This is a genomic window from Nocardioides pymetrozini (assembly GCF_046058985.1).
In the GTDB taxonomy this organism is placed as follows: domain Bacteria; phylum Actinomycetota; class Actinomycetes; order Propionibacteriales; family Nocardioidaceae; genus Nocardioides.
In genome coordinates, this window is record NZ_CP175556.1 from 2,584,667 (window position 1) to 2,609,330 (window position 24,664).

Consider the following 24,664-nt stretch of genomic DNA (forward strand, 5'->3'; position numbering starts at 1 on the left):
GCGATGACCAAGGCTGCCCGGCTCCTGGCGGCTCTCCTCCTGGTGTCCGGCCCGCTCCTGGTCGGCGCCGGGCCGGCCGACGCGGCCGGGCGTCCCTCCGCGCCGCGCACGGTGCGGGCCGAGGCGGGGAACGGCGCGGTCACCGTGTCGTGGCGGCCGCCCGCACGACGGGGCGGCTCCGCGGTCCAGAAGTACGCGATCCAGCAGCAGGGCAGCTCGGGCGCGTGGACCACGGTCAAGACCGTGGGCAAGCGTGCGCGGTCCTGGCAGGTCGGCGACCTGAGGAACGGCGTGAGCTATGCATTCCGGGTCCGAGCCCGCAACAAGGCACGCTGGAGCAAGCCGGGGCCGGTGGTGACCGCCGTCCCGCGGACGGTGCCCGGCGCCCCGGGCGCGCCCGAGGCGGACCTGTACGCCTCCGCGCTGGGCGTCTACTGGAGGACGCCGCCTGCCAACGGCGCACCGATCGACCGGTACCGCGTCGAGGTCTCCGCCGACGGTGCCGTCTGGACGACCGTCGCCGAGGTCCCCCGTCCGGGCACGGCCGCGGAGCCGGTCATGGTGACCGGTCTCGCCCCGGGCAGCCGCTACTGGCTGCGCGTCGCGGCACACAACGCGGCCGGCTACGGCGGCACCGCCGGCACCGGCCCCTACACCGCCCGCAGGCCGCCCGGCCCGCCGACGAATGTCACCGCGCTGGCGGGCGACGCCACGGTGGCCCTCACCTGGCTGGCCTCCGAGGTCGACGAGCCCGGGGAGACCGCCTCCGGGCACTACCGCGTCGAGCAGAGCACCGACGGTGGCGCGACCTGGTCCCTCGCGGCGGAGACCGACGACACCGAGGTGGTGCTCGCCGGCCTCGCCAACGAGGTCGAGCACCTCTTCCGCGTCAGCGCCCGGTCGACGACCGTGCGGATCGGGTACGGCGCCCCGAGTGCACCCGTCGCGACGACCCCCCACGGCCCCGACCCGGTGTACACGCTGAGCGTCGACCCTCCGGAGCTCCAGCTCGCCGAGGAAGGGCCGGACGGCGAGCTGGTCGTGTCGCTGGGCGCCGCCGCGGAGGAGGACGTGGTGCTCGCCGTGACGTCCTCGGCGCCGCTGTCCGTCGGCGTACCCGCGACGGTGACCGTCCCGGCCGGCCAGGCCTCGGTCGCCGTTCCACTCACCGCGCTGCCCGACGACGACGCGTCCGACGCCGTGGTGACCGTCACCGTGACCTTCGGCGAGCAGGTCGTCGAGGCGGTGGTGACCGTGCTCGACGACGACGTCTGACGGCACGACCGGCCAAATTTCGGTGACACCTCTCTAGGATCGGCCCATGACGGACCAGTGGCGGCCGTACGGTGCCCCCGGCGACGACGCACCCCCGAGCTACCCGGCGTACGAGCCGGGCCGGAGCCCGGAGCCGGTACGCCGCCGGCTCGGCCTGCTCGTGGCGGTCGCGGTGGTCGTGCTGGGCGGCACGGCCGCCGGGGTCACCGCGTGGGCGCTCGGCTCCCTGGACGGCGAGAAGGACACCGCGACGTCGTCGACGACGACGACCGTCACGACGAGGATCGACCGCACCGAGATCACCGTCCGGGGCGGCGCCGACCTGTTCACCACCGACGGGACGCACGCCCTGCGCGAGGCGCTGGTGCGCGAGACCGGGTCCGCGCAGGTGCACGAGGTCGTCCTGACGCAGCGCAACGCCGTGCTCACGGTCCCCGGCGGGACCGGGCCTCGCACCCTGGTCTGGGACGGGCGGTCGCTCACCGACGGAGGTCCCGGGAGGGCCGAGCGCCGGCCGTTCGACCTCGCCCGCCTCGACGGCGCCGTGGTCGGGCGCCTCTGTCGCGCCGAGCCGCTGGCCTGCACGGCGGTCGTCGGGCACCCGCGCCCGAGCGACCGCGGGGCGTGGATGACGGTCGCCGCTGTGGACGGCGTGCGGTTCACGGACCTGCGCGGCCACCAGCCCTAGTGCCCGTGGTCAGGACCCCGCGGGCTCCGCGTCGGTGATCGGGGTGATCCACGACTGGTGGGTCGTGGTGTTCTTCGTGATCGCCAGCAGCTCGTCCATGTGCGGCTCCAGGCCGGTGACCTTGTCGAGCGGCACGCCGATGATCAGCTGGAAGCCGAGCCCCTTCCATGCCTGGACCGCGCGGCCGGCGAACTCGGAGTCGGCCTTCACGAAGCCCTCGTCGAGGAACACCGGCGCGAACCGCGGCCGCGAGCGCATCTCGTCACCGAGCCGGAAGCGCAGCGCCGAGCCGACGATGAACGCGACCAGCTCCTGGCTCTCGCCGCCGGACTTCTCCCCCAGCGTCCGGTAGGTCGCCCGCAGCTCGCCGGTGAGATGGTCGTAGCGCTCGGCGCTGATCTCGACGTGCCGTCGTACGTCGAGGAGGCGGTCGCGGTCCGTCGTGACCGCTCCCTCGCCCGACTGGGCGGGCCGGCGCAGCTGGCCCATGAACCGGCTGAGCTCGGTGAACCTCTTCTCCAGGCCGGCCTCGTCGAGCTCGCCGGTGGTGCCGGACGACAGGGCGCGCAGGTCCTTCAGGAAGACCTGCACGTGCGCCGGGGCGAGCCGGCGCAGGCGGATCCGCAGCCGGTCCCCCGACGCGCCGAACTCGAGGCGCCGCAGGATCGCGTTGATCGGCTCGAGCCGGTCCTCGATCTCCTCGACCGAGGAGGACATCGCGCCCAGCAGCGGGACCAGGTCCTGCCCGCTCCACTCCGTCAGCCGCCGGCGCCACTCGGCGCGGCGGTCGGCCAGGCCCTTGCCGCGGATCTCCTCGAGGATCCGCGCGTAGTCCGGATAGGAGTCGGCGCTCGCGCCGAGGTTCGGCGAGTCCCACTGGAACTTGTAGTGCTTGAAGATCAGCGCGAGGTCGTCGTCGCAGCGCCGGATCTCCGCGTCCGCGTCCGCGACCGCCGTCCGCAGCCGCTCGCCCAGCCGGTGGGAGTTGTCCGCGAAGCGGTCGAGGTCCTCCGGGTCGGCCGGCGCGGCCGCGGCGGCGAAGTCGGCGGCCAGCGCGGCCTCCTGCTCGGCGGTCAGCTCGACCGCGCCGCTCGCCTCCATCGCCTCGAGCCGGTCCTTCACGAGGTCCTCGGAGTCGACCAGCTCGCTGTGACCCGCGTTGAGCTCGCGCTGCTTCTGCTCGAGGGCGAAGCGCTCCTGGCGCGCGTCGTCGAGGCGGTGCACGAGCTCGTCGATCTGCTGCTGCAGGACCTTGAGCTGGTCGTCGGAGGTGAGGATGTCGGTGCGCCGCTGCTCGAGCTCGGCGATGCGCCGGTCACTGCCCGCGACGTCGACGTCGTCGAAGCGGACCATCGCGATGGCGTCGTACGCCTTGCGCTGCTGGTCCAGCAGGCGGCTCCGCCGGTCGAGGTCGGCGAGCTGGGCGTCGATCTGCTCCATCCGGCGCTCGAGCTCCTCGAGCTGGCCGTCGATCTCCGCGATCGCGTCCTCGTTGGAGAAGCCGATGATGTTGCGGTGGTCGCCGCGGCCGTGGGCGCCGCGGTCGCCGTTGCGGGTCTGGCCGGCGGCGGTCACCCGGAAGCCGGGGCCGTCGAGCTCGGCCGCGCTCTCGACGCAGTAGGCGTTGCGCGAGGGCTCCTCGACGTGCTGCTGGACCCACCCCGAGAAGGGCGACTCCTTGAACAGCAGCTTGCCCGCGACCCGCTCGGGGTCCGCCGGGCCGGTGTCGGGGAGGTGCAGCTCGACGCCCTGGAAGGTCAGCCGGCCGGGCAGGCGCAGGCCGTCGATGGCCGCGGAGAAGTCGCCGAGGCGGTCGATCGGGACCAGCATCATCCGCGCGGTGCCGCCGAGGACGGTCTCGATCGCCGTACGCCACCGCGCCTCCTCGGGGGCGATGTCGATCAGCTCCGCGACGAACGGCAGCTCCTCCACCCCGAGCCCACTCGCCTCCGCCACCGCTGCCCGCAGGTCGTGCAGGTACGACGGCACCCGGCCGTTGCGGTTCTCCATCGACGCCCGCTCGCGCTTGAGGACCGCCTGCTCGTTCTTGAGCGGCACCAGCCCGTCGCGGACCCGGTCGCGCTCGGCGCGCAGCGCGGCCTGCGCGGCCTCGCCGGCGGAGAGCCGCTTGCGGGCCAGCAGCTGGAGCTCGGCGAAGGCGGCGGCGGAGTCGAGCGCGGACTCGAGGTCGGGGGCGTCGGCGTCGGTGAGGCCGACCAGGGGGTAGACCCGCTCCTCCAGCTCGGAGAGGCGGTTGGCCCGCTCGTCGCGGATGACGCGCTCGTGCTCGGCCTGGGAGGCGAGCGCCTGGAGGTCGCCGCCGCCGGCAGCCCGGTGCGCCTCCTTGGCCGCCTCGAGGTCTCCGGCGAGGGTGGTCTCGGCCGATCGGGTTGCGGTCAGCGCCTCGGTCGTGGCCTGGCGCTCGGCGCGGTTGGCGGCGACCGCGGTCTCGATCAGGCGCAGGTGGGTGCGCAGCAGCCACAGGCGCAGCGGCGTGTCGCCGGAGAGGGTGACGCCGTACGAGTCCAGTTCCGAGAGCCGCTTCTCGGCGGCGACCTTGCGGGCGTGGAGGTCGGTGATCGGCTCGAGCAGCTCGAGCTTCTGCTCCTCGGTGCGCATCGCCGTGTAGGAGGCGTCCAGGTCGTCGAAGTGCTCGATGGCGCGGTCCGCGGCGGCATAGGTCGCCGGCCGCTCGAGGACCATCTCCTTGTAGAGCTCGTCGACGCTGCGGACCTGGTTGCCCGCCTGGATCCGGGCGAGCAGGCGCAGCGCCTTGGAGCCGTCGCCGTTGGCGCCGATGCCGAGCCGGGCGTGCAGCACGGCCGCGAACTCGGCGTACGTGCGGTGCACCCGGATGCCGGGGAAGAGCTTCTTGAGCGTGTTGGCGTGGAAGCGCTCGGGGACGGCGACCTCGAGGGTCTCCAGCGAGAGGGCGCCCTCGTGGGTGGCGAGCTGCATCTGCACCTCGCCGGAGCGGGCGGCGCGGCGCGGGACGTAGTAGGTGCGCAGGGCGGTGAAGGTGCCTCCCTGGTCGTTGACGAAGGTCATCGCCACCGCGCCCCAGGTGTCGGAGCCCTTGCCGCGCAGCAGCTTCTCCTCGGGCCGGCCGGTCCGCGGGTTGTCGACCACGTCGACGGCTCCGCGCAGGTACGACAGCAGGTTGCGCTGGCCGGCGCTGCGGGCACGGCCGGCGACGGCGTCGTTGGAGGCACCGTTGAACTTCGTGTCCGACGGCATCATCAGCGCCGTGTAGGCATCGAGGATGGTGCTCTTGCCCACGCCGGAGGCGCCGGAGATCATCGTCGCGTCCCCGCGCAGGGGGACGGTCGTCAGCCCGCCGAAGCCGCCCCAGTTGACCAGCTGCAGCAACGAGGCGCGCCACTGGACGGTGTCGTCGGCGGGCGTCGTGACGACCTCCTTGTCGAAGAGGCCCTCGGGCGAGGTCGTGTCGAGACGCTGGTCGATGCTCACTCGCTGTCCTCCTCGAAGAGATCGGCGTCGGCCTCGGCTTCCCCGGCGTCCTCCGTGCCGTTCGCCCTCTGCAGCGCCTCCAGCAGCTCGTGGAGCAGCTCGATCGGCAGCAACGGCTCGACGGCCTCGCTGATCTCGTAGCGGTCGTCGGTGGCCGAGCCGATGAGCAGGCCGGCCTTCACGATGCTGACCACGGCGTTGCGGGCCCGCTTCTCGTCGCCGGCCTCGTCGGTCGCGTGGAGCGGGCGGAAGCTCGCCACGTAGTCGACGATGTCCTCGCGGTCGATGTAGACCCGCGCGTCGCCGCTGGCAAGGCCCGCGCGGAGCCGGTCGCGCAGGTGCACCAGGACGAGGGTCTCCTCACGCGACCAGGCGGTGTCGTGCAACAGGGTCGGGAACCGGCTCGCGGTCTCCGAGGTGGCCTGTCGCTTCCACGCCACCTCGCGCGTGGGGTCGACCTGGAGGTCGAGGAAGAGGTCGTTGAGGCGGGAGCGGATCACGCGCTCGTTCTCCACCAGGACCTGCCAGTCCCGCGGGTGGGTGCGGGCGCTGATGAAGCGCTGCTTGAGCAGGGTCACGAGCGCGTGCCGCTGGGCGTACTCCAGTCCGCCCTCGTCACCCTCGAACAGCGAGACCGAGGTCTCGTCCGCGACCTCGTCGAGGTCGTCGAAGTCGTTGTCCTCGCGGAGGTCGTCGGCGGACTCGTCCAGCTCCACACTCATGGGCGGGTCTCCTCTCGGGCGTGCTGGAGGTCAGGGTCGGGCAGCGGGGTGCGCGGCACGGCGAAGGTACGGCGGGAGCCGTCGGGGCGGACGGCGGCGAAGCGCTCCAGCGCGTCCTCGGTCTCCCACTCCCGGTCGGCGGCCAGGTGCAGTAGGCCGAAGATCTCGACGGGCCGGCGCAGGGAGGGCTCCAGGGCGTCGAAGAGCTCACCCAGGGAGGCCGCCGGCAGCAGGTCGCCCAGGGCGGCGTCGAGCCGCTGGCGCAGCGACCCGAGCTGCGGGCCACCCTGGGCCTTCAGCTCCTCGAGCGACAGGCTCGGCGCCTGCGACGGGTCGGCCGGGGCGATCGGCTCGGGCAGGACGTCGTCGGCCGGGTCGTGGAAGCGCTCGCGCAGGTGGTCGACGCTGACCCGGGAGGGCAGCAGCGACACGTCGTGCGCCGCCCGCGGCCCGGTGGTGGACATCCACGTCATCAGCTCCGACTCCACCTGGCGCAGGGTCTGCTCCAGCTCGCGGTCGCGGGCCGCGTCGTGGGAGACGATGTACTCCTTCAACGTCGCCGTGACCCGGCTTCGCTGGGCCAGCACCCGGTCCAGCCCGTCGCGGACCAGCTTGACGGTCCCGCGCAGCTCGGCCCGGTCGGCCTCGCCGAGGATGCCTGACGACAGCGGGTGCTCCAGCAGCGCGTTGAGGTCCTCGCGCAGCTGGGTCACCAGGCCGTCGTCGCGCAGGAGTGCGAAGGCGCCCTCGAAGGCACGTCCCTCGTGGGTCGCGGTCATCAGCGCGTCGGCGCGGGCGAGGTACTCGTCGATGACCTCGCCGGCGGGCCGGTCCTCGGCGCGGAAGGCGGCCAGGATCTCACCGCGGATCGTGGCGAAGCGCTCCTCCACCCGGGCGAAGTCGCTGGGCAGCGCCGAGATCAGCGACAGCAGCTCGGTGAAGCCCTCGACCATGTAGTCCTCGGTCGCGCTCACCATCTCCGCGCCGTCGACGAGGCGGTCGCGCTCGGCCTTGAGCCGCGCGATCTCGTCGTTGAGCAGGGTGACCCGCGCGCTGCGGTCCGGGTTCGCCTCGGAGTTGAACCGCCGGACCGTGCTCAGGATCGTCGCGATCCGGTGCTCGCTCAGCGTGGCCCGGTCGCGGGCGAGGTTCTTCACCAGCTCCAGCGCCTGCTGGGCGTGCGAGGTGAGCGTGTAGACCTCGTTGCCCTGCTCGTCGAGGGAGCGCACCAGCCACTGCCCCCGCATCCAGCGCTGGCAGATCTCGCGACCGCTGCCCGCCGGGAGGTCGGTCTCGCCGGCGCGGCGGATCTCGGCGAGGTGCTCCTCCACCTGGGTGTGCAGACGGGCGGTGGGGATCGGCCTGTTGTTGCGCCCGAAGGCGGACCGGAAGATCGTGATCACGACCGGCGCCTGCCGCTGGTGCAGCAGGGTCAGGGTCGGCTGGGCGAAGGCGCCCTTGACCCGCCCCAGCTCGGCAGCGACCTCGGTCAACCCCGTCCCCCCGTGCTCGTCGTCGTGTCGTGGCCTGCGCGGCCGTGTCGGTGCAAGCGAAAAGCATCACACAGGCGCTCCGCCGGGCCGCAGGCAGCCCGGGCTGGGGTAGCACCGCCGCGAACGGGTACCGCTGCGGCGCCGGTCGGGACCGACCGGCTCGACCCTGACACCACCCCGTGAGACCACAGTGAAGGGAAGTGCTCCGTGATCCCCAAGAACCCGCTCGGCACGATCAAGGACCTCGCCGGCGAGGCGTTGAAGGTGCCCGGCAAGGTGGCCGGCTCGGCCGTCGGCGTGGCGCGGACGGCGACGGAGAAGGCCGCCCACGCGGTCGGGTCCCTGACCACGCAGGACGCGCCCGGCGACGTACCCGACGCGCCGGCGCCGACGGACGCCGCGCCGACGACGCAGGACGAGCCGAAGGTCGAGATCTCGCCCGACAAGCCGGTCAACGTGACCGAGGAGCTCGGCCTGGACCCCGCGCCCGTGGACGAGCCCCGCCCGCCGAAGACGCCGAAGCCGGCGCCGGTCACGGCGATCGACGCCGAGGCCGACCCGAGCCAGGTCCACGTGACGCCCGCCGATGTCGCGGAGGTCGTGGCGAAGGACGAACAGCCGGACGGGCCGTCGGCCTGACGGCGGCGACCTAGGCTGGACGCATGAACCTGACGCACGCACCTCTCCGCGCTGCCACGGGCGCCTTCATCCTCAACTCGGGGCTGACCAAGCTCGGCGCCGACGAGGCGACCGCGCAGCAGCTGCACGGCTTCGCCTCGACGGCCTATCCGCAGTTCAAGGACATCGAGGCCGGACGCTTCACGAAGATGCTCGCCGTCGGCGAGATCGCGCTGGGCGCTGCCCTGCTCACCCCCAAGGTCCCCTCCGCGCTCGCCGGGACGGCCCTGGCCGGCTTCGGCGTCGGCCTGCTCGGCCTCTACGCGCGGGTGCCCGGCCTGCGCGAGGAGGGCAGCATCCGGCCCACCCAGGACGGCGTGCCGATCGCCAAGGACCTCTGGCTCGTCGGGGCCGGCGCGACCCTCGGCCTGCAGGGCTTCCTCAACGGCACCCGCCGTGCCGCGCGGCGGACCGGGAAGCGGATCGGCTCGGCCGCGGAGAGCGCCCACGACGCGCTCCCCTTCTGAGGCGGGCGACGAGCCGATGCCGACGTACGCGACCAAGGGCAAGGCCTTCAGCCGGGACATGAACTACATCCCGGACCGGATCACCCGCGTGGAGGGCCGCAGCCAGGACCCGCACGAGGGCGAGCTCGACGTGCCGACCTGGCCCGTCGAGCCCGGGCGGTACCGGCTCGTCGCCGCCAGGGCGTGCCCCTGGGCGAACCGCGCGATCATCGTGCGGGGGCTGCTCGGGCTGGAGGACGTCATCTCGATGGGTCTGGCCGGGCCGACCCACGACGAGCGCAGCTGGACCTTCGACCTCGACCCCGGCGGGGTCGACCCGGTCCTCGGCTACGAGCGGCTGCAGGAGGCCTACTTCGCGCGCGACCCGGAGTACCCGCGCGGAATCACCGTGCCGGCCATGGTCGACGTACCCACGAAGGCCGTCGTCACCAACGACTTCCCCTGGATCACCCACGACCTCTTCTTCGAGTGGCGCGACCACCACCGCCCGGACGCGCCGGACCTGTGGCCCGACGAGTGCCGCGAGGAGATGGAGGAGGTGATGCAGCGGGTCTTCACCGAGGTCAACAACGGCGTGTACCGCTGCGGCTTCGCCGGCTCGCAGGAGGCGTACGACGCCGCGTACGACCGGCTGTGGACGGCGCTGGACTGGCTCGAGGAGCGGCTCGCCGACCGCCGCTACCTGATGGGCGAGCGGCTGACCGAGGCGGACATCCGGCTGTTCACCACGCTGGTCCGCTTCGACGCCGTCTACCACGGGCACTTCAAGTGCAACCGCAACAAGCTGAGCGAGATGCCCGTGCTGTGGGCCTACGCCCGCGACCTCTTCCAGACGCCCGGCTTCGGCGAGACCATCGACTTCGACCAGATCAAGCGGCACTACTACGTCGTGCACGAGGACATCAACCCCTCGGGCATCGTGCCGAAGGGGCCGGACCCGGAGGGCTGGCTCACCCCGCACGGCCGGGAGGCGCTGGGACCCGGACGCTGACCTAGCATGCGGGGGTGCCGCGCATCGTCCTCGAGACCCTGGTCCCCGCGCCGGCGCGGGCTTGCTTCGACCTGAGTCTCTCGGTCGACGCCCACGTCGAGTCCATGACCCGCTCCCGCGAGCGGATCGTCGGCGGCGTCGCTGCGGGCGCCATGAGCCTCGGCGACACGGTCACGTGGAAGGCGCGGCACTTCGGCCTGCCGTTCACGATGACCTCGCGGATCTCCGAGTACGACGCACCGCGCAGGTTCGTCGACGAGCAGGTGCGTGGCCCGTTCAAGCGGTGGTGGCACGAGCACACCTTCGAGGAGAGTGACGGGGTGACGACCATGGCGGACACGGTGGAGTTCGCCTCACCGTTGGGTCCGGTCGGGAGGTCCGTCGACGTGGTCGTGCTCACCCGCTACCTGACGCGACTCCTGGAGGCGCGCAACCGGTGGCTGGTGGCGTCGCTGTCGTAGCCGACCGGCGGCGGCTCCTTTGTGTCGGGGGTGCGGGGCAGGATCGGTCCATGGACATCGACCTGGCGGAGCTCTCGGCGGCGGAGCTGCTGGCGCGCGCCGAGGCCAATGTCGCCGTACGCCGCCAGGGCGAGGTCGACCAGCTCCTCCTCGCGCTGGCCTGGTGCGACCGCAACAGCGCGGACCCGCAGAACGTGCCCGGCGCCGTGCCTGTCTCCCGGGGCGGAGACCGGCTGGTGCGGATCGGCGGCGACGGCACCCCCGAGGTGGCTGAGCTGTGCGTCGCCGAGCTCGCCATCGCCTTCGAGGCGGGCCACGTCGGCACCCATCACCTCGTCGCCGCGGCCCTGGACCTGCGCCACCGGCTGCCGCTGCTCTGGCAGCGCGTGCTCGACCTGGCGGTGCCGGCATGGCTGGCGCGCAAGGTCGCAAGCATGTCCCGGGACCTCGACCGCACCGCGGTGGGCCTGGTCGACGCCGCGGTCGCCGCCGCCGTCGGACAGTCCCCCACCAGGATCCTGCGCCTTGCCGAGGCCAAGGTCATCGAGGCCGACCTCGCCGCCCATCGCGCCCGGGTGGCCAAGGACGCCGCGGCGACCGGCTGCTGGCTCTCCCGGCCCCGTCCGGGCGACCTGGTCGACCCCACCAGCGCCACCGGCGAGGCCGCCACCCGCCGGATCTCCGCCAAGCTCCCCGCCGGGGCCGCGGTCGAGCTCGACGCGGTGATCGACGACCTCGCCGACGCCCTCGCCGCGCATCAGGACCTCGCCGACGAGGAGCAGCCCGCCACCCGGGGGCAGCTACGCGCCGAGGCCCTGGCCCTGCTCGCCGACCCGCACGCGGCGGCCGCCTTCCTCGACGGCCTGCACGACCCCGCGCCGGAGCAGCGCCCACCCGGCCCGAGGCGCAAGGCGGTCGTGCACGTCCACGTGTCGGCCCTCGCGCTGACCGGCCTCCTGCCGGGTGTCGCCCGCGTCGAGCAGCTCGGTCCCTTCCTCCTCGACCAGCTGGGCCGGCTCCTCGGCCGCCGCGACATCACGCTGCAGCCCGTGCTCGACCTGGCCGCTGTCACGAGTGTGGACGCCTACGAGCACCCCGCACTGGTCCGGGAGCGCGCCATCCAGCGCATGGGCGGCGACGTCTTCCCCCACTCCACCGGCGGCACCGCACGGCTGGACATGGACCACCCCGAGCCCTACGTCCCACCTCCCCGCGGCGGACCACCCGGCCAGACCGGCGACCGCAATGCCGCGCCGCTGACCCGCACCCACCATCGCATCAAGACCCACGGGCACCTCCCCGACGGAGGCGGCGGCTACCAGGTCCGCCAGGTCGCCCTCACCGCCTACCGCTGGGTCACGCCGCACGGCCTGGGCCGCGTCGTCACTCCGCACGGCACCACTCCCGTGGAGATCCTCCGCGCCCCCGACGGCACCGTCATCGGCGAGGTCTACACGCGTCCCCGGTACGGGCTCGAGCTCGCCCTCGAGCACCGCTGACCTCACGGTCGCGACCGAGCGGGCAGAGCCCGGCCGGGCACCTTGCCTAGGGTGCGGCCATGGACTTGCTGCGGGCAGTGCCCATCCTGACGGTGACCGACGTCGATGCCCAGTTCAGCGTCATGGACAAGGACCGGTCTGCCCCGTGCAATCCCGAGATGTCGCTCGAAGTGCAGGACGTCGACGACGCCTATCGGCTGGCACAGGCCAGCGGTGCTGAGATCGTCCACCTCCTGCAGGACGAGGATTGGGGCGTCCGCCGCTTCTTCCTCCGCACGAGCTCTGGCCAGGTGGTGAACGTGCTGAGCCACCGCGCCTGACGGCGGTGCGCCCCCGATCTTGGCGGGGGGAGATCCCAGGCGCCTAGCCCGTCGAGACGTGAGGCAGCACGCTGGACCGGCCATCCCTGCGCGGCGATTCCAGAGCGTCGAGGAGCCGCCACGACCGCACGCTCATGCCGATGAGAGGGCGGGGTTGTCCGCGTGAGTCAGCCGTCCCAGTTGGACGGAGTCCCGGATCGTGCATCTGCGACAGCGTTGCCTATTAACCTTCCGAACCGCTCCCAAGTGACCGTGCCATCGGCAACCTGCTCCAACTGGTCCGCCAAGAAGTGCAAGAGCCTCACAGCCGAGACGCGTTGCCACTCGCCGGGGAAGTCGTACGCGTCGTCACGCAGGTCCCAGACTGCACCGAGGACCTCGTCTCTTGTGGAAGCAGCACGCAGCCGCTCAATCCACTCGTCCGCTTTGCTTCCTCTCGTCGGCGAACTGCTCATGCGGCAGGATAAGGCAGGTCCGCCCGACCATGCCGCGATCCGCGCAGACCCGCCGTTGAGCGAGCAACCAACGTGCGGGCTCACTAGCCTGAAGTCCGTGACGGAACGATCGCGGGCGACGGCGGCCTTGGCTGAGGTACTGGCGAACCTACCGCCGCCGAGCCCGGACAATGGCGATCTTCGGATCTTGGATTCCTGGACGGAAGGCGACGACACCATCTGCCTCGTCTACAAGGGCTGGTGGGAGGACGGGACGCTCGGGCTTCGGCGGAGGATCGATCCAGACGTTTCGGTCCGTGACGTGGTTGCTCAAATTCTCAATGCGGAACTCGGCGAACCTCCCGGCGGGATGATCGAAGGCGTCGAGCCGGACGACGACGGGATCGTGTGGTGGCATGGGGAGCCACGAGCCTGGTGGCGCCCCTCATAGATGCTTTCGTGCGCTCATGCCGCGATCCGCTCCGGGCCAGATGGACGGCAGGCGCGTCACGAGTTCACGAGAACCTGAGCGCACGCGGGACGGCGATGGACTCCGCCTCCGCATCGTCGACGATCTCCTCACCAGGTCCGACGACCTGGCCGATCGGGATGCCGAGAGCGCGGCAGAAGTCGAACACATGCTCCTCACGGAGTCTCTGCCGCAGGCTGCTCAGGTGATAGGTCCCTTCCTCGGCCCTCTCGTAGTCGAACCGAAGCACCGTGGACCCGTCGTCACGGCGGACCACGAGGACGTCGTAGAACCGCTTCGGCTCGTACCACTCCAGGCTGAGACCGAGGGTGGCGAACATGACCACGACCGTCTTGACCCCCGCCCAGAGGGTCCATGCCCAGCCGGTGTCCTCGTAGATCGCACGTGCGTCGAACCACCGTCCTGCCAATGACTCCGACGGGCTGTCCGCCACATCTCCTCCTGGTGCCGCGTCCGACCTGGTCCCGCCCCTCACAGCCAGGCCGGGTCCACCTCGTTGAACAGCTGGTCGCCACTGGCGAGCAGGTCCAGCATCGGTCCGACCTTCGGCAGCTCGTGGGTGAGGAAGTATCGCCCGGCCGCCCGCTTGCCGTCGTAGAAACCGCCCGAACGGCCGTGCGCCGCCACGAGCTGGTCGAGCCAGGTCCACGCGACCACGAGGTGGCCGGCCGCCTCCAGGCCGGTGGTGGCGTTCACCAGCGCGACGCTCGGGTCTCCGGACTCCCATGCCGTCGCGACCGCGGCGGCGAAGCGGTCCACGGTGGCGGCGACCCGGTCGGCGTGCGCGGCCAGGGCGGCGTCGCCGGTGTCGCGGGCGCGGGACACGGTCGCGTGCACCTCCTCGGCCAGGATCTCCAGGCCGCGCCCGCGCGCCTGGACCAGCTTGCGGCCGAGCAGGTCGAGGGCCTGGATGCCGTGCGTCCCCTCGTGGATCGGGTTGAGCCGGTTGTCGCGGTAGAGCTGCTCGACGCCGTACTCCCGGGTGTAGCCATAGCCGCCGTGCACCTGGATCGCGAGGTCGTTCGCGGCCAGGCACCACTGGGAGGGCCAGCTCTTCACCACCGGGGTGAGTACGTCGAGCAGCGCTCCGGCGCGCTCGCGGACCGCGGGCTCCGGGTGGGTCTGCTGGTCGTCCAGCAGCAGCGCGGCGCGCAGGACCAGCGCGAGCCCGCCCTCGACGTACGCCTTCGAGGCCAGCAGCATCCGCCGGACGTCGGCATGCTCGACGATCGGGACCGGCGGTGCGGCGGGATCCTTGGCGGCCAGAGGGCGACCCTGCCGTCGGCCGCGGGCATAGTCGAGCGCTCGGAGGTAGCCGGTGTAGCCGAGCGCGGCGGCGCCTGCGCCGACACCGATCCGGGCCTCGTTCATCATGTGGAACATAACGGCGAGGCCGCGCCCCTCCTCGCCGACCAGCTCACCGACCGCGCCGGCCCCGCCACCGGGCCGGTGGGTGCCCTCGCCGAAGTTGAGCACGGTGTTGACCGTGCCGCGGAAGCCCATCTTGTGGTTCAGCCCGGCGAGGACCACGTCGTTGCGCTCGCCCCGACCGCCGTCGGCGTCGACGACGTACTTCGGGGTCGCGAACAGCGACAGCCCCTTCACCCCGGGAGCCGCGCCCTCCACCCGGGCCAGGACGAGGTGCACGATGTTCTCGCCCAGCTCGTGGTCGCCGCCGGAGATCCACATCTTGTTGCCGAACAGGCGGAAGGTGCCGTCCGCCTGACGCACCGCACGGGTCGCGACGTCGGCCAGCGACGATCCCGCCTGAGGCTCGGACAGGCACATCGTCCCGAACCACCGCCCGTCCAGCATCGGCGGCACGAGCCGCCGCACCTGCTCAGGTGTCGCGTGGGCGAGCAGCAGGTTGGCGTTGGCCATGGTGAGCATCGGATAGCCCGACGTCGCGACGTTCGCCGCCTGGAACCAGGCGAAGCAGGCCTGCTGGACGACGCGCGGCAGCTGCCCGCCGCCGACCGACGCGTCCATCGCCGCCGACACCAGCCCCGCCTCCGCGAAGGCCCGTACGGCCGCGCCGACCTCCGGCACGATCGTCACGGTCTCCCCGTCGAACGTCGGCTCGTGGGCATCGCTGAGGGCGTTGTGGGGCGCGAAGTGGTCCGCGGCCAGCTCCGCCGAGAGGTCGAGGACTGCGTCGAAGGTGTCCCGGCTGTGCTCGGCGTACCGGTCCCGCTCGGTCAGCGCCGTGACGTCGAGCCACTCGTGGAGCAGGAAGTCGAGATCGCGGCGGGCGAGCAGCAGGTCGGGGCTCATGGACCCAGCCTGCCCGATGCCCCGTTAGCCGGGTGGCGGGACGACGGGTGGCATGCCCGCCAGCGGCGCGCCCGCCACGGTCACCACGCCGACCATCCGCGCCGTCGACCCGAGCAGGGTCGCTCCGACGTCGGTGCGCAGCGCCGAGCGGCCGAACTGGACCTCCAGCACGCCGATCTTGAGCCGGCCGCCCTCGCGCACCAGCGCCACTTCCCCGCGGCGCGGCCTGCGATCGGTCGAGACGAGCAGCTCGGTCCCCGCGGGCCAGCCGCGCGAGGCGAGGGCGTCGTTGCGCAGCCGGATCCGGACGTCCTCGCCGTCGGTGACCACGGGATCGGCCCGCGGGCGGGCCGGCCGCTCGCGACGGGCCGGCTGCGTCGGCGGGGGCAGGTCGAGCGGGAGGCATTCCTGGGCCGCCGTCGCGCCTCCTCGAACCGAACGCATGTTCGAAGCCTAGCGTGGCCGGCCGGGCTGTAACTACCTGTTCATGTCACCACCTGACCCGTAGACCGGTACGCCAGTGACACGAACAGGTAGTTACAGCTGCCCCTGCGCGCCCCCACCGCCCTCCCCCGCGACCTAGGATCGTCCGCGATCCCCATGAGCCCCGTCCCCGACCGCCCCCGCCGGCTGCTGCTCGCCGTCGACGCGCCGTCCCTGCTGCACCGCAACCACCACGCCCGCGCGCACACGCGCCTGCGCGACCGGGGCGGCCGGCCTGCCTGGGCGCTCCACGGGATGCTGCGCCAGATCATCGAGTCGATCGACTCCTTCGCGCCGGACGCGGTGATCTTCGGCCTCGACGACCGCACGTCGTCGCTGCGCCGCGACGCCTACCCGGACTACAAGGCGGGCCGGGCGGAGAAGGACCCGGACCTCGTCGACCAGCTCGACCGGGCCGGCGCCCTGCTGGACGCGCTCGGGCTCGCGACGCTGACCCCGCCGGGGCTCGAGGCCGACGACGTCAACGCCTCGGCGGCGACCTGGGCCGAGCAGAACGGCTGGGACTGCGTGATCATCACCTCCGACCGCGACTCGTTCGCCCACATCAGCGCGCACACGCGGGTGCTGCGGCTGATCAACGGCGGCATCAACGGCTCGCCCCTGCTCACCCCGGCCCACCTCCGCTCGATGTACGGCGTGCCGGCGGAGCGCTACCTGGAGTTCGCGGCCGTGCGCGGCGACGCGAGCGACAATCTGCCGGGCGTGCCCGGGATCGGCGAGAAGACGGCCGCCTACCTGCTCTCGCACATCGGCTCGATGCGGGAGATCTGGGCCGACATCGAGCACGACGAGGGTCGGTCCGTCGTGGCGGCGCTCGACGCATGGGCCGCGGAGACCGGGGCGCGGCGCACCGGCGTCACCGTCCTCAGGCGGCTCGCGGCTCCCGGAGCGCGCGACATCTACGAGTTCAACCTGCGGATGATGTCCGGCCGTACCGACCTCGACCTGGGGCTGACGCCGGACGTCCCCGGTACGCCGGGCCTGCTGCCCCTGGACATCGAGCGGGTCGAGCGGGTCGTGGGCCACCTGAACATGGAGGCGACGACCGCTCTAGCACTCCGGGTGCTGACCGGCGACCCGGGGTCGGTCCCGCGCGCCTGAGCCTCCCGGCTCAGATGCCGTCGCGCTCGATCGGGCAGCTCATGCACCGCGGGCCGCCGCGGCCCCGGCCCAGCTCGCTGCCCTCGATGGTCACGACCTCGACGCCGTGCCGCCGCAGGTGCTCGTTGGTGGTCACGTTGCGCTCGTAGGCGATGACCACGCCCGGCCGGACCGCAAGCACGTTGCAGCCGTCGTCCCACTGCTCGCGCTCCGCCGAGCGCGCGTCCTGGGTCGGCGTCAGCACCCGGATGCGGTCCAGCCCGAGCGCCGCGGCGATCACACCGTGCAGCTCGTCGGGCCCGTGCGCGGTCACGTGGATCTCCTTCGCCGCGTCCCCCGGCCGGATCGTGTACGACGGCAGGCCGCCGAGGCCGGCGTACTGGGTGAAGGTCTCCTCGTCCACCATGGTCATCACGGTGTCGAGGTGCATGAACACCCGCTTCTGCGGCAGAGCGAGGACGACGACGCGGTCGGCGCTCCCGGCGTCGAACAGCCGCCGGGCGAGCCGCTCGATCCCGGCGGGCGTGGTCCGCTCACTCATGCCGACCAGGACCGCCCCGCGCCCGAGGACGAGGATGTCGCCGCCCTCCGTCGTCGCCGGGCCGCCGGCGCCGCCGTCGGCCCACCAACGGAAGTCCTCGTCCGCGAAGGCCGGGTGCCAGCGGTAGATCGCCTCGAAGTGGACGGCCTCGGGCATCCGCGCGCGCTTGCGCATCGCGTTGACCGCGACGCCGTCGTAGACCCAGGCGGTGGGGTCGCGCGTGAAGAGCTGGTTCGGCACCGGCGCGACGACGAGGTCGTCGGGCTCGCGGGAGCGGACCACGAACGACGGCGGCTCCTCCACGCGTTCGAGGAGCTCGGCCTTGGTCATGCCGCCGATGAGGAAGCTCGCCAGCTCCTGCGCCGGCAGGGAGGTGAACAGGTGGTGCAGCGCGTCGGCGGCGACGGGGCCGTGGACCCGCTCGTCGACGGTCGCGTCGAGGACGTGCCGCCGCGCCTCCGGGATCTCCATGGTCTCCGCGAGCAGCCGGTCGAGCAGGTGGACGACGACGCCCTGCTCGCGCAGCGCGGCCGCGAAGGCGTCGTGCTCCCGCCGGGCGCGCTCGACCCACGGCAGGTCGTCGAAGAGGTACTCGTCCTTGTTGGTCGGGGTCAGCCGCTCGAGCTCGAGCCCGGGACGGTGCAGGACCACCTGGCGGAGCGCGCCGACCTCGGACCCGACATGGAGTGCCATCACCGCACGGTACCCGCTGCGCCATGATGAGCCGGTGACCGACGACACCACCGCCCGCCCACCCGCCTCCGGCCTGGTCGAGCTGGTCGCCCGGCGCTTCCTGACCACTGATGCCGCTCGCGAGGAGAAGGTCGAGCGCTGGCACGCGCGCGGCCGGCGTACCGCGCGCGAGAACATCGCCGACCTCGTCGACCCGGGGTCCTTCGTCGAGTACGGCCGCTTCGTCACCGCCGCACAGGAGCAGCGCCGTCCCTTGGCCGAGCTGGTCGTCGAGGCGCCGGCCGACGGGATCATCGGCGGCACCGCCACCGTCGACGGGCGCGCGTGCGCCGTGCTGTCCTACGACTACCTGGTGATGGCCGGCACCCAGGGCATGCGGGGACACCGCAAGTCGGACCGCCTCTTCGACCTGGTCCGGCGGATGGGACTGCCGACCGTCTTCTTCACCGAGGGCGGCGGTGGACGGCCCGGCGACACCGACCTTCCGATCGTCTCCGCTCTCGACGTCGGCTCCTTCGCGCTGTGGGGTGCACTGGAGGGCGTGGTGCCCCGGATCGCGGTGGTGTCGGGCCGCTGCTTCGCGGGCAACGCGGTGCTGGCCGGGTCCGCCGACCTGCGCGTCGCGACCCCCGACACCAACCTCGGGATGGCCGGCCCCGCGATGATCGCGGGCGGCGGGCTCGGGCAGTTCGCGGCGGAGGAGATCGGGCCCGTGGCGGAGCAGGCGGCCCAGGGGGTCGTGGACGTCCTCGCCGACGACGAGGAGGAGGCCGTGGCCGTCGTACGACGGCTGCTGGGCTATCTCGCCGGGCCGACCGAGGGCGGTACGGCGGGCGACCCGGCCATCCTGCGCACGTTGCTCCCCGCCAACGAGCGCGAGGCCTTCGACGTCCGCCCGGTCGTCGAGGCGCTCGCGGACGACGACAGCGTGACCTGGCTCCGGGCGGCCTGGGCGCCCGAGCTGGTCACCGCCTTCGCCCGCATCGACGGCCTGCCGCTCGGCGTCGTGGCGAACCAGTCGACCCAGCTGGCCGGCGCGCTCACCGCCGACGCCTCGGCCAAGGCCGCCGACTTCCTCGACCTGTGCGAGCGCTGGCGGCTACCCGTGCTGTCGCTCGTCGACACGCCCGGCTTCATGGTCGGCCCGGAGGCGGAGCGCACCGGCTTGGTGCGCCACGCGTCGCGCATGGTCAACGCCGGCGCGCGGCTCACCGTGCCGCTGGTCGGAGTGGTCCTGCGCCGCGGCTACGGGCTCGGCGCCCAGGCGATGCTCGGCGGCAGCACGCACCGGCCGCTGCTCACCGTGGCGTGGCCCGACGCGCACCTGGGGCCGATGGGGCTCGAGGGCGCGGTGCGCCTGGCCATGGCCCGCGAGCTGGCGGCGATGCCCGAGGACGAGCGGGAGGCGGCGGTCGCCCGGCACACCGCCGAGCTGCGCACCCACGCCGGTGCCCTCAACGTGGCACGGGTCTTCGAGATCGACGACGTGATCGACCCCGCCGAGACCCGGACGGTGGTGGCCGCGACGCTGCGGGCGGCCGGCGCCTGACCGGCTGACCGGCGGGTCAGTGGATCAGCTGACGCCAGTCGAGCGGCACCCGCCCGCGCGGACCGGGAGCGGGCTGCTCCTCGGGGTGGCTCGTCGGCGGGGCCAGCGCCGGGCCCTCGGCGTAGTCCTCGCGTGCGTAGTCCCAGAACCAGTCCTCCCCCGGCTCGAACGACTGCACGACGGGATGACCGGTCGCGCGGAAGTGCGCCGACGCATGCTGGGCGGGCGAGCTGTCGCAGCACCCGACGTGCCCGCAGGCGGCACAGCGGCGCAGGTGGACCCACCAGCCCTCGACGGCGTCGCAGTCGACGCAGCCGGCGCTGCTCGGCGGGATGTCGGTGGCGATCGCGGGCGTCTCCTCGGCCATGGACCGAGCCTAGAGCCATCCGGGCGCGCAGGCGCGGATCAGCACCGGGCGGGTCAGCGCAGGCGCAGGGCCAGGAAGAGGTCGACCCGGTCGGCCGTCGACGCCAGGCTGCGACCGGTCAGCTCCTCGACCCGCTTGAGGCGGTGGCGCAGCGTGTTGATGTGCACGTGGAGCGCGTCCGCGGTCTCCTGCCACCGGCCGCCGTGGTCGAGGAAGGCCGCGAGGGTCGCCACCAGGTCCGTGCCGCGCTCGGCGTCCGCGGCGACCAGCCGCCCGAGCACTGCCTCGCCGGTGGCACGCAGGAGGGCCGGGTCCTGCAGGTCGAGCAGCAGGGTGGGGCTGGCGAGCTGCTCGTGGGAGAGCCAGCCCGGCCGGCCGCGCGTCTCCAGCGCCTCGACGGCCTTGCGGGCCTGCAGGATGCTCACCCGCAGGCTCGTCGCCGGACCCCGCTGGCCCACGCCGACGTAGCCGGCAGTGGCGGCTTGCGGCGGATGGCCCGCCGTGAGGACGACGGTCTCCGCCGTGCGCTCGACGACCAGGCTGCCGGGCCCGGCGAGGGCCTCGACCTCCGCCCGGTCGAGCCCGCGGACGACGAGCGCGGCGACGTCGGCGTCGGCGGCGATGCCGAGCAGCTCCAGACGGTGGGCGATCGCCGCCTGGTCGCCGGTCCCGGACTCGATCCAGTCCAGCACCTCCAGCGCGTAGCGCTGCTCGGTCGCCCGGATCGCGCGCTCCCGCTCCAGCTCGAGGGCCAGGAACGGCATCGCCGTCGAGATCGCCGCCTGCAGGCCGACGTCGAGCTGTCCCATCTCCTCGGGAAGCAGCAGCGACGCGTCGGCCAGCCCGGCGCCGATCAGCGGGACCTCGTACGACGGCGCGGGCGGCGCGCCGTACACGCTGCCCTCGGAGCGCAGCGCGACCGGCCGGCCGAGGAGCCGGCCGAGCACCCGCAGCACCGAGCCCGGTCCGCGCTCGGCGCGCAGCGCGGACACCATGGCCGCGTGGTGGTCGAGCTGGCGGCGCAGCGGCGCCTCCCACTCGGCCCGCTTGCTCGCCACGAAGGCCTCGACGACCGCGACGAAGGGGGTCGACACCGGCGCGACGAAGCAGGTGAGGCCGCGCGCCGCAGCCGCGGCGACCACGTCCTCGGGCCACTCCTCCTCGGCATGCACCAAGCCGTAGCCCAGCGCCGCCGCGCCCGCCGCGGCGACCTCGTCGACGAAGTGCTCCGCGCTCACGCCGCTCGAGCGCCACACGCCGGCGGTGAGGACCACCTCGCCCCCGCGCAGGAACCGGCCGGGGTCGGCGACCTCGACGATGTGGACCCAGCGGACAGGCAGCGCGAGGTTGCCCTCCACGACGACGCGCAGCTCGAGATCCGTCGCGCGGACCAGCTCCTCGACCAGCACCCGTCAGCCGTCCCGCTCCGCCTCGGTCATGACGGTCATCGTAGGAGAGCCGCGGCTCCGGCTCCTCCGCTCGGCGGTCAGGGGATGTTCAGCGTGACCTTGATCGGGTTGTGGTCGGAGGCCATCGGCGTGGCATAGCGCCCTGCGCCGTCGAGGACCGCGAGGTTCTCCCAGGCGGGCACGGTGATACCCGGCGAGACGAAGACCCGGTCGACGTGGGTCGGCCACTCCTTCGACCGCGGCGGGTCGACCTCGAAGCCGTTGGCCGAGTTGAGGTACGGCAGGGTCAGCCACGCCGCGATGTCGCTGGCGTCGGCGAACCCGGCACCCTCGAGCACCAGCCGCGGCGTGTCGCTCTCGCCCTTGCGGTCGCGGCCGCGGTGGGAGTTGAAGTCGCCGAGCAGCAGGGTGGGCTGGCCGCCGAAGCGGGCCTGCAGCTTCCCGAGGACATAGGCGGTCTCCTGCTGGCGGGCGGCGTCCGCCTCGCCGTCGTGCAGGTGCAGGGCGGCCAGGGCCAGGGTCCGGCCGGTCGCGCGGTGCTGCACCAGCGCGTGGCAGTAGCCGTGGTCGCGGTCGCCGAACCGGGTGAAGCGGCTGCCCTTGCTGGTGCGCTTGCGGTCGACCACGGCGTACGCGCTCGAGCGGACGTAGGCGACCTGGCTGAACAGCTTGCGCTTCTTGCTCCGCTGGGTCTGGCAGGCCAGCGTGTAGCCGCGCTTCTTCATGACCTTGCCGATCCAGCGCTTCTTCTTGCCGTACTTGTGCGCCACGTGCGCCTCGGTGAACACCATGATGTCGGCGTTCATCCGGCCGATGCGGTCCACGACCTGCTTCTGCCGCTTCTTCCACTTCCACCCGCCGTTGCACTTCGACTTCGACCCGCAGGCGACGTTGAAGGTGGCGGCGGTCGTGGCGAACGCACCGGGCTTGACCGCCCGGCTCGTCGGCGGGGTGACCTTGCAGGCGCGGGTGCCGGTGTCGACGGAGAAGCAGTACGTCGTGCCCGGCTCGAGGCCCTCGATCACGGTGCTCGTGCCGTGGATCGGACCGGTGGACTGGTGGGGCGAGTCGAGTGGCGCGCCGTAGCCCTGCGTCCAGTGCACGGTGTACGACGCCGCGCCGGGCACGCCGTCCCAGGCGAGCGTCACCGCGACCTTCTGCCCGCGGACGTCCTGGCCGGCGACCCAGGGCACGGGCGAGTCGGCGGCGCTGGCCGGCGCGGTCGGCGCCAGCACGCCGGCGACCACCGCCGTCGCGGACAGGAGGATCAGCAGCGCACGCCCGAGGCGTCGCGTCGTGGTGGAGAGCATGGACCTACCTTCTCGTGATGCTGCACCAAAATCAGGCCGAATCTTCGGACCGGCCTCGGGTACCGCATCGGCCGCGCGCTCACCAAGGTGAGGGCTCGTAGTCCTTGAGGAAGCAGCCGAACAGGTCCTCGCCCGCCTCGCCCCGCACGATCGGGTCGTAGACGCGGGCCGCGCCGTCCACCAGGTCCAGCGGCGCGTGCCAGCCCTCGGCGGCGATCCGGAGCTTCTCGTGGTGCGGTCGCTCGTCGGTGATCCAGCCCGTGTCCACGGCGGTCATCAGGATCCGGTCGGTCTCGAACAGCTCGCCCGCGGAGGTGCGCGTCATCATGTTGAGCGCCGCCTTGGCCATGTTGGTGTGCGGGTGGCCCGCGCCCTTGTAGCGGCGGGAGAACTGGCCCTCCATCGCGGAGACGTTCACGACATACGCCCGACGGGCGCCGTTCTGCACGGCCGCGCGCATCGCCGGGCGCAGGCGCGAGTTGATGAGGAAGGGGGCGATCGCGTTGCAGAACTGCACCTCGAGCAGCTCCAGCGGGTCGACCTCGTCGAGGACCTGGGTCCAGGAGTTGTTGTCCTGGATGTCCGGGATGAGCCCGCCCGCGTCGATCGCCGTACCGGCCAGGTGGGCCTCCAGCGAGGCGCCGCCGGCCTTGAGCGCGAGGGCGGTCATCGAGGCCGCGTTGTGCGCCGCGAGGGCCGACTCCGGCGACTCGCCGTCGTGGTGGGCGACGGCCGTCGAGGCCAGCGCGCCGGCGATCGCGGCGGGGTGCGCCTCGGAGATCCGGTCGAAGGTCACCATCTCCGGGAGCGCCTTCACCCCGAGCTCGTCGGCGCTGGGCAGAGCCGAGCTCTCGCCGTCGATGAGGTGGGTGTAGGCGCCCGGCAGCCGGCGTACGGTCTGGCAGGCGTTGTTGATGATGATGTCGAGCGGGCCGTCGGCCGCGACGTCATCGGTGAGCGCGATGACCTGGGTGGGGTCGCGCAGGTCGATGCCGACGATCTTGAGCCGGTGCAGCCAGTCGGCGGAGTCCTCCATGGCGGCGAACCGGCGCACCGCGTCCTTCGGGAAGCGGGTGGTGATCGTGGTGTGGGCGCCGTCGCGGAGCAGCCGCAGGGCGATGTACATCCCGATCTTGGCGCGGCCCCCGGTGAGCAGGGCACGCCTGCCGCTCAGGTCGGTGCGTTGGTCCCGCTTGGCGTGGCTCATCGCGGCGCACCGCGGGCACAGCCAGTGGTAGAAGGCGTCGACGAGGGTGAAGTCCTCCTTGCAGATGTAGCACCCGCGGGCGGTGAGCAGCTCACCGGCGAAGGCGCCCTGCGCGGTGGAGACCAGTGGGATGCCGGCCGTCTCGTCGTCGATCCGCATCGGGGAGCCGGTGGCCGTGCGCTCGATGATGTCCTGGTCGTGGCGCTGGCGCTCCATGCGGATCTCGGCCCGCCGCGACTTCTTGAGCAGCTTGTACATGTACGACGCCGCCCGCTTCACGGTGCGGATGTCGTCGTGGTCCGGCGGCAGCTGCGGGAGCTGGGCGAGGACCTTGAGCGTGATCGCGAGCTCGTCGGGGTCGATTCCGGTCAGCTGCTCGGAGGGGTCGACGAAGTACGGGCTGGGCACCGGCAGATCGTACGGGCGTCGGGCGCCGGATGCCGTATGCTCGGCGCGGTCGTACGACGACCCACGGCACCGACCCCGGCACCACGAGCAGGGCCCACAACTGAACAACGCGCCGTTCGAACCCCGGCGGGAGAGTCCCTGTCCCTCGAGGACGGGGCGCCGAAGGAGCAAATCTCCCCAAGAATCTCTCAGGCCCCCTGACCGCCGGGACGAGGCGAACTCTGGAAAGCCGGACCGGATCCACCGGTCCGCACCCACGGTGCAAGCCGCCCGCGCGGGCGGCGAAGCTCTCAGGTCCCGATGACAGAGCGG

At 72.8% G+C, this 24,664-nt stretch carries 23 protein-coding genes and 1 riboswitch; of the genes, 11 read left to right on the plus strand and 12 right to left on the minus strand.

The features are described from left to right. Positions 1-3: 3 nt before the first annotated feature. Together ACJ5H2_RS12615 and ACJ5H2_RS12620 are read left to right on the plus strand one after the other, a co-directional pair. On the plus strand, positions 4-1,275 hold the full coding sequence (locus ACJ5H2_RS12615; RefSeq protein WP_408895748.1) for a fibronectin type III domain-containing protein: 1,272 nt from the start codon (positions 4-6) through the stop codon (positions 1,273-1,275). A 46-nt stretch (positions 1,276-1,321) separates the two neighbouring features. Beyond that, positions 1,322-1,963, plus strand: coding sequence for a hypothetical protein (locus ACJ5H2_RS12620; RefSeq protein ID WP_408895749.1), 642 nt, complete (start codon positions 1,322-1,324; stop codon positions 1,961-1,963). Between the two features lie 9 nt (positions 1,964-1,972). Here the strand turns inward: ACJ5H2_RS12620 and ACJ5H2_RS12625 are convergent, their stop codons facing one another. Genes ACJ5H2_RS12625 through ACJ5H2_RS12635 form a run of 3 tightly spaced genes read right to left on the minus strand, consistent with a single transcriptional unit; the run spans position 1,973 to position 7,649 of the window. After that, complete coding sequence (locus ACJ5H2_RS12625) at positions 1,973-5,434, minus strand: ATP-binding protein (protein ID WP_408895750.1); 3,462 nt, start codon at positions 5,432-5,434, stop codon at positions 1,973-1,975. After that, positions 5,431-6,156: a DUF4194 domain-containing protein gene (locus ACJ5H2_RS12630; protein ID WP_408895751.1), complete on the minus strand. Its 726-nt coding sequence runs from the start codon at positions 6,154-6,156 to the stop codon at positions 5,431-5,433. The genes ACJ5H2_RS12625 and ACJ5H2_RS12630 overlap by 4 nt, the downstream gene beginning before the upstream one ends. Beyond that, positions 6,153-7,649, minus strand: coding sequence for a DUF3375 domain-containing protein (locus ACJ5H2_RS12635; protein WP_408895752.1), 1,497 nt, complete (start codon positions 7,647-7,649; stop codon positions 6,153-6,155). Before ACJ5H2_RS12635 ends, ACJ5H2_RS12630 begins: the two co-directional genes overlap by 4 nt. A 207-nt stretch (positions 7,650-7,856) precedes the next feature. Between ACJ5H2_RS12635 and ACJ5H2_RS12640 the strand changes: the two genes are divergently transcribed. From ACJ5H2_RS12640 to ACJ5H2_RS12665, 6 genes are read left to right on the plus strand one after another with little or no spacing between them, the layout of a single operon-like run. Next, positions 7,857-8,288, plus strand: a complete 432-nt coding sequence (locus ACJ5H2_RS12640) for a hypothetical protein (RefSeq protein ID WP_408895753.1) — start codon at positions 7,857-7,859, stop codon at positions 8,286-8,288. Between the two features lie 23 nt (positions 8,289-8,311). Continuing rightward, on the plus strand, positions 8,312-8,794 hold the full coding sequence (locus tag ACJ5H2_RS12645; protein ID WP_408895754.1) for a hypothetical protein: 483 nt from the start codon (positions 8,312-8,314) through the stop codon (positions 8,792-8,794). Positions 8,795-8,810: 16 nt separating this feature from the next. Further along, entirely contained in the window at positions 8,811-9,785 is a 975-nt protein-coding gene (locus tag ACJ5H2_RS12650) for a glutathione S-transferase family protein (protein WP_408895755.1), read from the plus strand. 14 nt (positions 9,786-9,799) lie between these two features. After that, positions 9,800-10,246: an SRPBCC family protein gene (locus ACJ5H2_RS12655; protein ID WP_408895756.1), complete on the plus strand. Its 447-nt coding sequence runs from the start codon at positions 9,800-9,802 to the stop codon at positions 10,244-10,246. A 50-nt stretch (positions 10,247-10,296) separates the two neighbouring features. Further along, positions 10,297-11,745 (plus strand): hypothetical protein, encoded by a 1,449-nt coding sequence (locus ACJ5H2_RS12660; RefSeq protein WP_408895757.1) that lies wholly within the window; start codon positions 10,297-10,299, stop codon positions 11,743-11,745. A 59-nt stretch (positions 11,746-11,804) separates the two neighbouring features. Continuing rightward, positions 11,805-12,065 (plus strand): hypothetical protein, encoded by a 261-nt coding sequence (locus tag ACJ5H2_RS12665; protein WP_408895758.1) that lies wholly within the window; start codon positions 11,805-11,807, stop codon positions 12,063-12,065. A 167-nt stretch (positions 12,066-12,232) separates the two neighbouring features. On the opposite strand, the gene ACJ5H2_RS12670 is transcribed toward ACJ5H2_RS12665, so the two are convergent. Next, complete coding sequence (locus ACJ5H2_RS12670; protein WP_408895759.1) at positions 12,233-12,520, minus strand: hypothetical protein; 288 nt, start codon at positions 12,518-12,520, stop codon at positions 12,233-12,235. A gap of 97 nt (positions 12,521-12,617) precedes the next feature. Here ACJ5H2_RS12670 and ACJ5H2_RS12675 point away from each other — a divergent pair, with 97 nt between their 5' ends. After that, positions 12,618-12,950 (plus strand): hypothetical protein, encoded by a 333-nt coding sequence (locus ACJ5H2_RS12675; protein WP_408895760.1) that lies wholly within the window; start codon positions 12,618-12,620, stop codon positions 12,948-12,950. 64 nt (positions 12,951-13,014) lie between these two features. Here ACJ5H2_RS12675 and ACJ5H2_RS12680 read toward each other — a convergent pair whose 3' ends face one another. From ACJ5H2_RS12680 to ACJ5H2_RS12690, 3 genes are read right to left on the minus strand one after another with little or no spacing between them, the layout of a single operon-like run. Continuing rightward, positions 13,015-13,422 carry a hypothetical protein gene (locus ACJ5H2_RS12680; protein ID WP_408895761.1) on the minus strand — a complete coding sequence of 136 codons (408 nt, stop codon included), beginning with the start codon at positions 13,420-13,422 and terminating at the stop codon, positions 13,015-13,017. 38 nt (positions 13,423-13,460) lie between these two features. Further along, positions 13,461-15,263 carry an acyl-CoA dehydrogenase gene (locus ACJ5H2_RS12685; RefSeq protein WP_408895762.1) on the minus strand — a complete coding sequence of 601 codons (1,803 nt, stop codon included), beginning with the start codon at positions 15,261-15,263 and terminating at the stop codon, positions 13,461-13,463. A 24-nt stretch (positions 15,264-15,287) separates the two neighbouring features. Continuing rightward, positions 15,288-15,707 (minus strand): hypothetical protein, encoded by a 420-nt coding sequence (locus ACJ5H2_RS12690; RefSeq protein WP_408895763.1) that lies wholly within the window; start codon positions 15,705-15,707, stop codon positions 15,288-15,290. Between the two features lie 156 nt (positions 15,708-15,863). On the opposite strand from ACJ5H2_RS12690, the gene ACJ5H2_RS12695 reads away from it, so the two are divergent. Continuing rightward, positions 15,864-16,868, plus strand: a complete 1,005-nt coding sequence (locus ACJ5H2_RS12695; protein WP_408895764.1) for a 5'-3' exonuclease H3TH domain-containing protein — start codon at positions 15,864-15,866, stop codon at positions 16,866-16,868. A 10-nt stretch (positions 16,869-16,878) separates the two neighbouring features. On the opposite strand, the gene ACJ5H2_RS12700 is transcribed toward ACJ5H2_RS12695, so the two are convergent. Further along, complete coding sequence (locus ACJ5H2_RS12700) at positions 16,879-18,102, minus strand: arginine deiminase (protein ID WP_408895765.1); 1,224 nt, start codon at positions 18,100-18,102, stop codon at positions 16,879-16,881. A 34-nt stretch (positions 18,103-18,136) separates the two neighbouring features. Here ACJ5H2_RS12700 and ACJ5H2_RS12705 point away from each other — a divergent pair, with 34 nt between their 5' ends. After that, positions 18,137-19,651, plus strand: a complete 1,515-nt coding sequence (locus tag ACJ5H2_RS12705) for an acyl-CoA carboxylase subunit beta (RefSeq protein WP_408895766.1) — start codon at positions 18,137-18,139, stop codon at positions 19,649-19,651. 16 nt (positions 19,652-19,667) lie between these two features. On the opposite strand, the gene ACJ5H2_RS12710 is transcribed toward ACJ5H2_RS12705, so the two are convergent. From ACJ5H2_RS12710 to ACJ5H2_RS12725, 4 genes are all read right to left on the minus strand, one after another. Then, complete coding sequence (locus ACJ5H2_RS12710; protein WP_408895767.1) at positions 19,668-20,018, minus strand: UBP-type zinc finger domain-containing protein; 351 nt, start codon at positions 20,016-20,018, stop codon at positions 19,668-19,670. 53 nt (positions 20,019-20,071) lie between these two features. Next, on the minus strand, positions 20,072-21,427 hold the full coding sequence (locus ACJ5H2_RS12715; RefSeq protein WP_408895768.1) for a helix-turn-helix domain-containing protein: 1,356 nt from the start codon (positions 21,425-21,427) through the stop codon (positions 20,072-20,074). Positions 21,428-21,504: 77 nt separating this feature from the next. Further along, entirely contained in the window at positions 21,505-22,737 is a 1,233-nt protein-coding gene (locus tag ACJ5H2_RS12720; RefSeq protein ID WP_408895769.1) for an endonuclease/exonuclease/phosphatase family protein, read from the minus strand. A gap of 79 nt (positions 22,738-22,816) precedes the next feature. Continuing rightward, positions 22,817-24,352 carry an SDR family NAD(P)-dependent oxidoreductase gene (locus ACJ5H2_RS12725; protein ID WP_408895770.1) on the minus strand — a complete coding sequence of 512 codons (1,536 nt, stop codon included), beginning with the start codon at positions 24,350-24,352 and terminating at the stop codon, positions 22,817-22,819. 117 nt (positions 24,353-24,469) lie between these two features. Next, positions 24,470-24,566: riboswitch (glycine riboswitch) on the plus strand. Positions 24,567-24,664: the final 98 nt, after the last annotated feature.

Coding starts and splice junctions, on each gene's coding strand:
- ACJ5H2_RS12670 (WP_408895759.1), bottom strand. CDS start 12,520: ATGAGCAGTTCGCCGACGAGAGGAAGCAAAGCGGACGAGTGGATTGAG.
- ACJ5H2_RS12700 (WP_408895765.1), bottom strand. CDS start 18,102: ATGGCACTCCATGTCGGGTCCGAGGTCGGCGCGCTCCGCCAGGTGGTC.
- ACJ5H2_RS12695 (WP_408895764.1), top strand. CDS start 15,864: ATGAGCCCCGTCCCCGACCGCCCCCGCCGGCTGCTGCTCGCCGTCGAC.
- ACJ5H2_RS12615 (WP_408895748.1), top strand. CDS start 4: ATGACCAAGGCTGCCCGGCTCCTGGCGGCTCTCCTCCTGGTGTCCGGC.
- ACJ5H2_RS12645 (WP_408895754.1), top strand. CDS start 8,312: ATGAACCTGACGCACGCACCTCTCCGCGCTGCCACGGGCGCCTTCATC.
- ACJ5H2_RS12660 (WP_408895757.1), top strand. CDS start 10,297: ATGGACATCGACCTGGCGGAGCTCTCGGCGGCGGAGCTGCTGGCGCGC.
- ACJ5H2_RS12620 (WP_408895749.1), top strand. CDS start 1,322: ATGACGGACCAGTGGCGGCCGTACGGTGCCCCCGGCGACGACGCACCC.
- ACJ5H2_RS12720 (WP_408895769.1), bottom strand. CDS start 22,737: ATGCTCTCCACCACGACGCGACGCCTCGGGCGTGCGCTGCTGATCCTC.
- ACJ5H2_RS12650 (WP_408895755.1), top strand. CDS start 8,811: ATGCCGACGTACGCGACCAAGGGCAAGGCCTTCAGCCGGGACATGAAC.
- ACJ5H2_RS12690 (WP_408895763.1), bottom strand. CDS start 15,707: ATGCGTTCGGTTCGAGGAGGCGCGACGGCGGCCCAGGAATGCCTCCCG.
- ACJ5H2_RS12710 (WP_408895767.1), bottom strand. CDS start 20,018: ATGGCCGAGGAGACGCCCGCGATCGCCACCGACATCCCGCCGAGCAGC.
- ACJ5H2_RS12665 (WP_408895758.1), top strand. CDS start 11,805: ATGGACTTGCTGCGGGCAGTGCCCATCCTGACGGTGACCGACGTCGAT.
- ACJ5H2_RS12630 (WP_408895751.1), bottom strand. CDS start 6,156: ATGAGTGTGGAGCTGGACGAGTCCGCCGACGACCTCCGCGAGGACAAC.
- ACJ5H2_RS12685 (WP_408895762.1), bottom strand. CDS start 15,263: ATGAGCCCCGACCTGCTGCTCGCCCGCCGCGATCTCGACTTCCTGCTC.